7 protein-coding genes and 2 pseudogenes are annotated in these 9,918 nt (G+C 38.0%); 7 read left to right on the top strand and 2 right to left on the bottom strand.

What is annotated here, in order from left to right:
* The 6 genes and pseudogenes from FGQ53_RS10155 to argH form a co-directional block, all read left to right on the top strand.
* Nucleotides 1–323 (top strand): annotated as a pseudogene (locus FGQ53_RS10155) (hypothetical protein); the annotation flags it as partial.
* Nucleotides 324–608: 285 nt separating this feature from the next.
* A complete protein-coding gene (locus FGQ53_RS10150) occupies nucleotides 609–2,717 on the top strand; it encodes a bacteriocin-associated integral membrane family protein (protein WP_138338462.1) in 2,109 nt (702 codons plus the stop codon).
* The gene (locus FGQ53_RS10145) at nucleotides 2,714–3,355 is read left to right on the top strand and encodes an ABC transporter ATP-binding protein (RefSeq protein WP_138338458.1); all 642 of its coding nucleotides are present in this window, start codon (nucleotides 2,714–2,716) and stop codon (nucleotides 3,353–3,355) included. The genes FGQ53_RS10150 and FGQ53_RS10145 overlap by 4 nt, the downstream gene beginning before the upstream one ends.
* 207 nt (nucleotides 3,356–3,562) lie before the next feature.
* Nucleotides 3,563–4,369: an ABC transporter substrate-binding protein gene (locus FGQ53_RS10140; RefSeq protein ID WP_138338455.1), complete on the top strand. Its 807-nt coding sequence runs from the start codon at nucleotides 3,563–3,565 to the stop codon at nucleotides 4,367–4,369.
* Nucleotides 4,370–4,385: 16 nt separating this feature from the next.
* Entirely contained in the window at nucleotides 4,386–5,582 is a 1,197-nt protein-coding gene (locus FGQ53_RS10135; protein ID WP_138338452.1) for an argininosuccinate synthase, read from the top strand.
* Between the two features lie 28 nt (nucleotides 5,583–5,610).
* Nucleotides 5,611–7,002, top strand: a complete 1,392-nt coding sequence (gene argH / locus FGQ53_RS10130; protein WP_138338448.1) for an argininosuccinate lyase — start codon at nucleotides 5,611–5,613, stop codon at nucleotides 7,000–7,002.
* A gap of 279 nt (nucleotides 7,003–7,281) precedes the next feature.
* Here the strand turns inward: argH and FGQ53_RS10125 are convergent, their stop codons facing one another.
* A complete protein-coding gene (locus tag FGQ53_RS10125) occupies nucleotides 7,282–8,145 on the bottom strand; it encodes a helix-turn-helix domain-containing protein (protein WP_138338445.1) in 864 nt (287 codons plus the stop codon).
* A 516-nt stretch (nucleotides 8,146–8,661) separates the two neighbouring features.
* Here FGQ53_RS10125 and FGQ53_RS10120 point away from each other — a divergent pair.
* Nucleotides 8,662–9,204: a streptococcin A-M57 gene (locus FGQ53_RS10120; protein WP_138338442.1), complete on the top strand. Its 543-nt coding sequence runs from the start codon at nucleotides 8,662–8,664 to the stop codon at nucleotides 9,202–9,204.
* A 179-nt stretch (nucleotides 9,205–9,383) separates the two neighbouring features.
* On the opposite strand, the pseudogene FGQ53_RS10115 reads toward FGQ53_RS10120, so the two are convergent.
* Nucleotides 9,384–9,918 (bottom strand): annotated as a pseudogene (locus tag FGQ53_RS10115) (IS5 family transposase); the annotation flags it as partial.

The following is a 9,918-nucleotide window of genomic DNA, read 5'->3' as shown; positions in this document are numbered from 1 at the left end:
AAATAGCGCTAGTGATGGTAACTCCAGATGAATTGCTGATAAGAAATCTTGGAAATGGGATGACTTTCACAAATGAGCATCATCGCGATTTGCGGCAAGGACTTATCCGCATTCCAAAATCAGAGATAAAAGAATTTGAGATTCGCAACTGGAAAAAAGTTTTTATATTGGGCGATTTTTTGACAATTAAAACAAGCCAACATAGCTATTATTTGCAGGTCAGAGATGATGGACTTCAAAAAGGAAGTCTTTCAACTAAACATTTCTCAGACTTGAAACGACAAGGTTTTCTAGGGTTATTGACAGATAAAAGAACATTCTGATTGACAATTGCCCTAGTTGTTTATTGTAAACTTTACAAATGAGCTGTAAACACTAGAATCCATTCAGAAAGGCAATTCCTATGAAAAATAAAATTTTAATCATTGTTTATATTTTAGCCTCTCTAATCATCAGTTTTATAATCTTTTCACTTTTGCATATTGATTTTAAATGGTGGACAACTCTGGCTATAAGTGCAGGATTTATTTACACTTACTTAAAATTTAGTAAAAAATAAAAAGCACTTGCACCTATCTCACTTTCGTCTCTTCACGGGAGGTATCTCTATGAAAAAAATCAGTCATCTTTGTATGCTCCTGCTCTTGCTGTGTACTACGTTTTTTGTCCTGAATGTAAATGTTACACGAGAAATGGTGCGGATTCAGGAGATGGGCAAGACAGCTTATTCATTTGACTTGTACTTGAAAGATGTCACCAAACCGACAGAAACTATTCTCCAGTTTTTTGAAGAGGTTGTAAGCCAAGACAAGGTCTCTATTATCAAAGTAGATAATGGAGATGAGGCCGTCAAGGCTGGTGTTTTTGATAAGGAAACCTTCCCCTATCAGGAGTTCGGTCTGACTTCTCTTGATTTTTCAAAGAATGAGAAGGGAGTCTACAGCAACCAGGACCTTCCCAATAATCTAGGAACCATTCCCACCTTTTTAAAGGTGAAACTCATTCGACTCCAGACCTTCCAATCCTATATTGAGGATAAATCCCATACTGTAAATGGGCGCTACATGATTACCTCCAGCAAAGAGATAGATCGCGATACCATTCTACAAAAGTGGAGTGATTTTTTCCAGATAGATAAGACGATTTTATTAGAACCCACTTATCGAAGTCAGGTTGGAGTGCTAAATCAAGATTTGTTACTATCTATCATTATCTTTATCTTGGCAATCTTGCTTGTGATTTTAATGACAGTTTATCAGCCGATGATGGAGATGAAACGAGTGGGGGTTCAAAAGTTACTTGGTTTTCAAAGTAGGGCGATTTTGGCTGGTTTTGTAAAGACTAATTTTCATCTTCTCTTGGGTGGAAGTCTTATCATTGACTTGGGACTATTTTTAGTGCTAGACTACAGACCAAAACTTTTGTTCCCAAGTTTACTTTTATCCCAAGTCCTGCTTTTACAGTTGTATTTGTTCATCAGTTGGCTGACCTACCTGATGATTCAGAAAATGACAGTCAGTTCCATGTTGAAAGGTTTTTCATCTGTCAAACTTGGTCTCATCTTCAATTATGTGATGAAAATAGGGACAACTATTTTACTGATGGCCTTACTGATTGGGGTGGGCAGAAGTTTAGAACAAGAAAACAAAGAACTTGCTTATCAGCAAAAGTGGGTAAGCCAAGGGAATTACCTGACCTTAGAAACCTTCCAACTCAATGATAACCTGTGGCAAGAAGAGCTAGCAGGTTCAGGGAAATCTACAGATTATTTCTACCAATTTTATCAAGATTTGCTAACAAAAACACAAGTAAACTATGTGCGAGGTGCGAGTCTTCCTATCGAACCAGTCATCAAAGCAGAACAAGTGCAGCACTACCAACTGCCTGATGAGGTAGATGTTTACTATGCAAACCGTCAATTTTTAGAGAGTAAGGGCTTTAAGCTACCAGATGTTGGCATTAAAAAGGTGATTTTGTTGCCAGTCAGTGACAAAGGACAAGAAGGCAAGAATCAGTTCTTGGGAAAATCCATCGCCTATCTTTCTATGAGGTATGAAGAACAGCAAAAGCAAACAATAGAAGATATGGATGTAGAAATTGCCTACTATGAAGGAGATTGGTCCTTCTTCCCTTATAATAATGAGCGAAAGGAAAATCTCCACAATCCAATCATTAGTCTGGTAAATGATCAAGACATGATGTGGGAAGAAAAGACTCACTTGTCAACGACAGGTTTAAACAACCCGATGAAAGTTGAAAATACAGAACAAAATCAAAAAGTGATCACGGAGTTAGTTGATAACTTATCTGATGGTAGCTATTTAAAATTTTCATCGATTCAAGCCATTCAAGAGGAGATGGTCGATACCTATCGGGATTCTGTTCGCAATTTTAACGTTCTTTTTGCCTTATTTGCTCTTCTCAGTATGATTGTCTCCTACTTTTTACTCGTTACCACTTTCTTATTGAAGCGCAGGGATATCATTACCAAGAAGTTTATGGGGTGGAAACTGGTTGATCGCTACCGTCCTCTCCTCGTGCTACTCTTGTTGGGCTATAGTCTCCCTCTTCTAGTCTTGATTTTCTTTGCCCATGCGCTCTTGCCACTCCTGCTGTTTGCAGGCTTTACATGTCTGGATATACTATTTGTGCTAGTTTTGGCTTCTAGGATGGAGAAAAGAAGTCTAGTAGAGTTATTGAAAGGGGGCATCTTATGATTGAGTTGGAAAATATTACCAAAACCATTGGGGGAAAAGTGATTTTGGATAACTTGTCTCTCAGGATTGATCAGGGGGATTTGGTAGCCATTGTTGGTAAGAGTGGTAGTGGTAAGTCGACCTTGTTAAATTTATTAGGTTTGATAGATGGTGACTATAGCGGACGGTATGAGATTTTTGGTCAGACAAATCTAGCGGTTAATTCTGCCAAGTCACAAACAATAATCCGTGAACATATCTCTTATATATTTCAAAATTTTGCCCTGATTGATGATGAAACGGTCGAGTACAATCTTATGCTGGCACTGAAATATGTGAAATTGTCTAAGAAAGACAAGCTCAAAAAGGTGGAAGAGATTTTAGAGAGAGTAGGTTTGTCAGCTACTTTGCATCAAAAGGTCTACGAGTTGTCTGGTGGTGAACAACAACGAATTGCAGTTGCTAGAGCCATCTTAAAACCCAGCCAGCTGATTTTAGCAGATGAACCGACAGGTTCGCTGGACCCTGAAAATAGAGATTTGGTCTTGAAGTTTCTCTTAGAGATGAATCGAGAAGGGGAAACAGTCATTATTGTGACCCACGATGCTTATGTAGCCCAACAATGCCATCGTATCATTGAATTGGGCAAGGGAAAATGAGTTCGTCTAGCTACTTTTGGCTGACTGAATACTCATGTTTTTTTAGATAAAAATAGCATAAATACGCCTAGGAATGACATTTTTATGTAGTATTTCTAGGTTTTTTTGTTTTAAACTGAAAAAATTTTCAATTTAGGCTTGACAAATGGTGAGTATAGGTGTATTATTTATACAACCGAAAGGAATAAACATAAAGGAGGTTTTATTATGAATAAGATGAAGAAGGTGTTGATGACGATGTTTGGTTTAGTGATGCTCCCCCTACTATTGGCTTGTAGTAACAATCAATCGGCTGGAATTGAAGCCATCAAGTCCAAAGGAAAATTGGTTGTAGCCCTCAATCCAGATTTTGCTCCATTTGAATACCAAAAAGTGGTTGATGGGAAAAATCAGATTGTGGGTTCAGATATCGAATTAGCCAAGGCTATCGCAACAGAACTAGGTGTCGAATTGGAACTATCTCCTATGAGTTTTGATAATGTATTGGCTAGTGTTCGATCAGGAAAAGCCGATCTTGCCATATCTGGTGTTTCTAAGACAGATGAACGGAGCAAGGTGTTCGATTTTTCAACTCCCTACTATACTTCAAAAAATAAGCTCATTGTCAAAAAAACTGATTTAGCCAGTTATCAGTCTGTCAACGACTTAGCGCAGAAAAAGGTCGGAGCGCAGAAAGGTTCGATTCAAGAGACGATGGCGAAAGATTTGCTACAAAATTCTTCCCTCGTATCTCTGCCTAAAAATGGGAATTTAATCACAGATTTAAAATCAGGACAAGTGGATGCAGTTATCTTTGAAGAACCTGTTGCCAAGGGATTTGTGGAAAATAATCCTGATTTAGCAATCCCAGACCTCAATTTTGAAAAAGAGCAGGATGATTCTTATGCGGTCGCCATGAAAAAAGATAGCAAGGAATTGAAAGAGGCAGTCGATAAAACCATTCAAAAGTTGAAGGAGTCTGGAGAATTAGACAAACTCATTGAGGATGCCTTTAAAGCGTCCATTGAAAAATAGAAAGAAGGAAAAGAACATGAGTAAAGAAAAAGTAATTTTGGCCTATTCTGGCGGTTTAGACACATCAGTTGCTATTACCTGGTTAAAGAAAGACTATGATGTTGTTGCAGTTTGTATGGATGTGGGTGAAGGGAAAGACTTAGATTTCATCCATGATAAGGCTCTTAAGGTTGGGGCAGTAGAATCTTATGTCATTGATGTTAAGGACGAATTTGCTACAGATTATGTGCTAGTGGCTCTTCAGTCACATGCCTACTATGAACAAAAGTACCCTTTGGTATCTGCCTTGAGCCGCCCTCTTATTTCTAAAAAATTGGTTGAAATAGCGCATCAGACAGGAGCGACTACAATTGCTCATGGTTGTACAGGTAAGGGGAATGACCAAGTACGTTTTGAAGTATCGATTGCAGCCTTGGATCCCAATTTAAAAGTGATTGCGCCAGTTCGTGAATGGAAATGGTCTCGGGAGGAAGAAATTCATTATGCCAAGGAAAATGGGGTACCTGTTCCTGCTGACCTTGACAATCCCTACTCTGTTGACCAAAATCTTTGGGGACGTGCCAATGAGTGTGGTATTTTGGAAAATCCATGGAATCAGGCTCCAGAAGAAGCCTTTGGCATCACAACTTCTCCAGAGCAAGCTCCAGATACGCCAGAATACATTGATATTGAGTTTAGTGAAGGTATCCCTGTTTCCCTCAATGGAGAAGGGTTCAAATTGGCAGATTTGATTCAAAAACTCAATGAAATAGCTGGAAAACATGGGGTTGGACGGATTGACCACGTGGAAAATCGCTTAGTTGGGATTAAATCAAGAGAAATCTATGAGTGTCCAGGTGCAGTGACCTTGCTGACAGCTCATAAGGAAATTGAGGACTTGACGCTTGTGAGAGAAGTGGCCCATTTTAAACCAATCATAGAAAACGAATTATCAAATCTCATTTATAATGCTTTGTGGTTTAGTCCGGCTACTCAAGCCTTGATTGCTTATATTAAAGAGACTCAAAAAGTTGTCAATGGGACTGCAAAAGTTAAACTGTATAAGGGGAGCGCTCAGGTTGTAGCACGGAAATCACCAAATTCTCTTTACGATGAAAATTTGGCGACGTATACTAGTGCAGATACCTTTGATCAAGATGCGGCTGTTGGCTTTATTAAGTTGTGGGGACTTCCAACCAAGGTTCATTCTGAGGTTCAAAAAAGCGCCAAATAGGGCGATTGACTAGAGAGGTGGATGTGATATGGCTAAGAATACAAAATTATGGGGTGGTCGCTTTGAAGGTACTGTCGAAGACTGGGTAGAGCGCTTTGGTGCGAGTATATCTTTTGACCAGAAATTAGCTAAATTTGATGTGATTGGTTCTTTAGCCCACGTTCAGATGTTGGGCCAGACGGGCATTTTGAGTTTGAAGGAGTCAGAAAAGATTCAAGCAGGCTTGAAAGAGCTCTTAGAAGAGCTAGAGGCAGGTCAACTTGATTTTGATATTGCAAACGAAGATATTCATATGAATATGGAAGTGTTGCTGACAGAAAAAATTGGACCCCTTGCAGGGAAACTACATACGGCTCGTTCTCGAAATGACCAAGTTGCGACAGATATGCACTTGTATCTCAAGGAGCAACTAGGCCATGTCCTAGATAAACTGGCTTATCTCAAGGGTGTTTTATTAGGTTTAGCGGAAAATCATGTGGAGACTATTATGCCGGGCTATACCCATCTGCAACATGCCCAGCTTATTAGTTTTGCCCACCACCTGATGGCTTACTACAATATGTTTCAAAGAGACAGTGAACGTTTTGAATTTAACCAGAAGCATACAGACCTATGCCCTCTAGGTGCGGCAGCTTTGGCAGGGACGACTTTCCCCATTGATCGCCAATTGTCTAGCGATTTGTTAGAGTTTAAGCAACCTTATACAAATTCTTTGGATGCTGTTAGTGACCGCGATTTTATCTTAGAATTTCTGTCCAATGCCAGCATACTCATGATGCATATGAGCCGTTTTTGTGAAGAAATGATCAATTGGTGTAGCTTTGAGTACCAATTCATTACCTTGTCAGATACGTTTACAACAGGTTCCTCTATTATGCCCCAAAAGAAAAATCCAGATATGGCTGAGCTGATTCGAGGAAAGACTGGCAGAGTTTATGGGAATCTGTTTGGGCTATTGACAGTCATGAAGTCCTTGCCTTTAGCTTATAATAAGGATCTGCAAGAGGATAAGGAAGGGATGTTTGATACGGTCGAAACGATTTTAAATTCCCTTGATGTATTGGCAGGTATGTTATCTAGCTTGCAGGTAAACAAGGAAAAAATGCAAGAATCTACAGAGAAGGACTTTTCAAATGCAACTGAGTTAGCAGATTATTTAGCAGGGAAAGGCTTGCCATTTAGAGAAGCTCATGAGGTTGTGGGAAGATTAGTGCTAGACTCTATCAAGTCTGCTAAAAATATTCAAGATTGGACTTTGGAGGAATTGCAAACCTATCATTCCCTCATTGCCGAGGATATTTATGTCTACTTACAACCTAAAACTGTTGTTCAAAGACGAAATTCCTTGGGAGGTACAGGATTTGACCAAGTGACATACCAGATTGCAGTTGCTAAGAAAGCGAATGAAGCTAGAAAGTGATAGATTGATAAGAGGTTGATAGATTATCAGCCTCTTTCTTGTCGTTGAAAAGAGTGAGATATATTGACTTTTGAAAAAAGATGTCATAATTGAGTTGGGATAAACGTAAAAGTCATACTTTCTCGTTAAATCGTTCGGCGATTCATGGTGACATGGACACGTAGTAGTAAGCACACTATGTGGCTTGGCAGAGCTAAAAATTTCTGGCTTAACAACGGCTGGTATTAAGAAATAATGAATAGAATAATATGAAAAGGTCGAGGAACCCCCTCGACTTTTTTATAATTTCTTTGGTTGATAATGGGTCTCTACTTCTTTTTTGAGATGAGACAGCATAGAAGTTTCCTCGGTTAGCTCCAGAAGGGAGACCCCTTTTTGGATAAGTTTAGAATCGTCTGTACAAATCCCAATACGGACATAGCAGATAGCAAGCCTATCATAGCTTTTCTTGTTCTTGGCATCCTCTAGTAAAGTATAGCAGATTTGCTTACACATGTTTTTGTCTTGATTATATAAGTAAATAGTGGAGAGGTTGAGTAGGATTGCCACTCGCAAGTCATGTAGATGTTGATAGTTTTTATAGACTTCCAAGCGTTGCAATATTTTTTCAGTGATGAGATGGAGGTGTTCAATGGGAAAGCTGAAAAGGATGGTATTGAGGATTTTTAGGTCATTTTCATACCATGTATCTTGTTTTTCAATTTTTTCCCAAAGTTTTTTGGCAACCTGTTCTGCGTGTTCTGATAGTTCCCCTGTCCCGTGTTGACGGATATAAATGACAACTTCAAGCATGTCTCTGATTTCTTCTATAGGGAGATCGTGGTGGTTCTTGAGATAGTCTTGACATTTTTGAAATAGTTTTTCGAGTTCACTAGTCCCTAGGATTGAGCTCATATTGAGATAGGTTTGCATGATTTCTGTTCGTTGGCTCGGTTGATAGAGATGGCAGATATAGTCAAACTCTTCAAAACTCATATTAATCTGTCGGAGAAGAAATTCCATGTTTTCATATTTAGGAGTTGCCTTACCACTTTCAATCTTTGATAGGCTGGTTCTTGAGAGGACATTCCCACAGACCTCTTCTTGGGTTAAGCCTTTTGACTCGCGTATTTCTTTATAGATCTTTCCAAAATCATAACGCATGATTTACTCCTTTTCGTGAAAAAAGTTAACAAATAATAAAATCCAATTAAAAATATTGTATCATAATAACAGGAATAGTAAAAAAGAAAACTAAAATAGTGTGTGAAAAAAGTTAACTAATTTTAAAATAGAGTAAAGAAGAGGTATACTATAGATACGAAATACAGATAGGAGGGAAAGAGTATGAATAAAAAAGTTTTTCGTTTTTTAGTTATTCTTGCTTTCTTATTCAGCATTGCTACGGTTTTCCCATGGAACTGGCCGATATAATGCGCTAGTTGTAAAAATGAAAGGAAGGTGAGTCCAATGGACTATAAGGTTTATTGTTTCATATATTGATAACCGAAGGATTTTATTTTTGTAAGCTTAAATAGGAGAAGTAAAATGACTCATAAATTATAGCAGATTGAACCTGGAATAGTACGTTATAACTGTTAAAATATTTCTAGAAATTAATTTTATTTTCCTAATCGATTTGTTCACATCTTGTTTCAATCTACTATACTTAAAGTAAGTATGGTTTTCATTATGATATTTGGATTGCTCTTCTCTGTCGGAAATAGCATTTATGCGTCTGAAACAGCAACAAGACAAACTGCTGTCTTGAGCGAACAAGAGCAGACAGAACAGGCGATTGAAAGCTTGAAATTCTATTTAGAGGAAGCTGGACATGTTGATTTGGCTACAAAGAGATACGTTATAACTGATTTCTATGCTCTAAAAGCAAGGGCAGAACTACCAGGAGATATCGGCTTAGAAGGGAAGTTTATTTTTGAAAATTATGTATTGCCAAGTATGACTCGTGATTTAGGAGCATATGCGGCTTGTGTAGTCATAAATTCCGTACCATTTGGTGGAATTATATGGGATGCACTGCAAGGTAGAAATATGATAGAAATATTAACAAATGCTTTGGTGTCTCATAATTATGGAAAAGCGGTTGATATAATAAAAGATATTGCTGCATCAGTATTAAAACCATCTCAATTAGCTAAATTTAATGTAGCTGTTGTTGTAGCAGGAGTAGCATTAACTGCTATCTCTTGTTGGGGAACTTAGTTAGATATAGTAGGAAAAGTATTTTATAGTAGATTGAACTAGGAAGATACAACGTAATTAGGATATTCGTATTGCTTTTTAGTCATTATCTAAAAAGCAATACGTGTTGTTCTAACTTCAATATACCATAATATAAGTCGTCCCTACCCTATGTTGATTAGATTAGACTTCCTGCGGAACTAAAATCCTAGTTCACGGTTGATAATGCCAGCAATCAAATTCATTCGTAATCCAAACCGTTTGCGTCGATTTCGATAGGTTGTTGAAAATATTTTAAACGTTTTTACTTTGGCAAAAATATTCTCAACCTTGATTCTCTCTTTAGATAGCACATGGTTATAGGCTTTATCTTCAAGAGTTAGTGGATTAAGTTTGCTTGATTTCCTCGGAGTTTGCGCTTGTGAATACATCTTCATGAGTCCTTGATAACCACTGTCTGCCAAGATTTTACCAGCTTGTCCGATATTTCTGCGACTCATTTTGAACAATTTCATATCGTGGCAATAGTTCACTGAAATATCCAAAGAAACAATTCTCCCTTGGCTTGTGACAATCGCTTGAGCCTTCATAGCATGATATTTCTTTTTACCAGAATAATTGGCTAGTTGATTTTTTTAGGACGATTGATTTTTACCTCTGTTGCATCCACAATCACCGTATCCTCAGCACTAAGATGAGTTTTTGAAATCATAAAACCACTTTGAACAAGAGTTG

It is taken from the genome of Streptococcus mitis (assembly GCF_005844455.1).
GTDB classification, from domain to species: Bacteria; Bacillota; Bacilli; order Lactobacillales; family Streptococcaceae; genus Streptococcus; species Streptococcus mitis_BF.
This window is presented reverse-complemented; position numbering and strand designations above follow the sequence as displayed.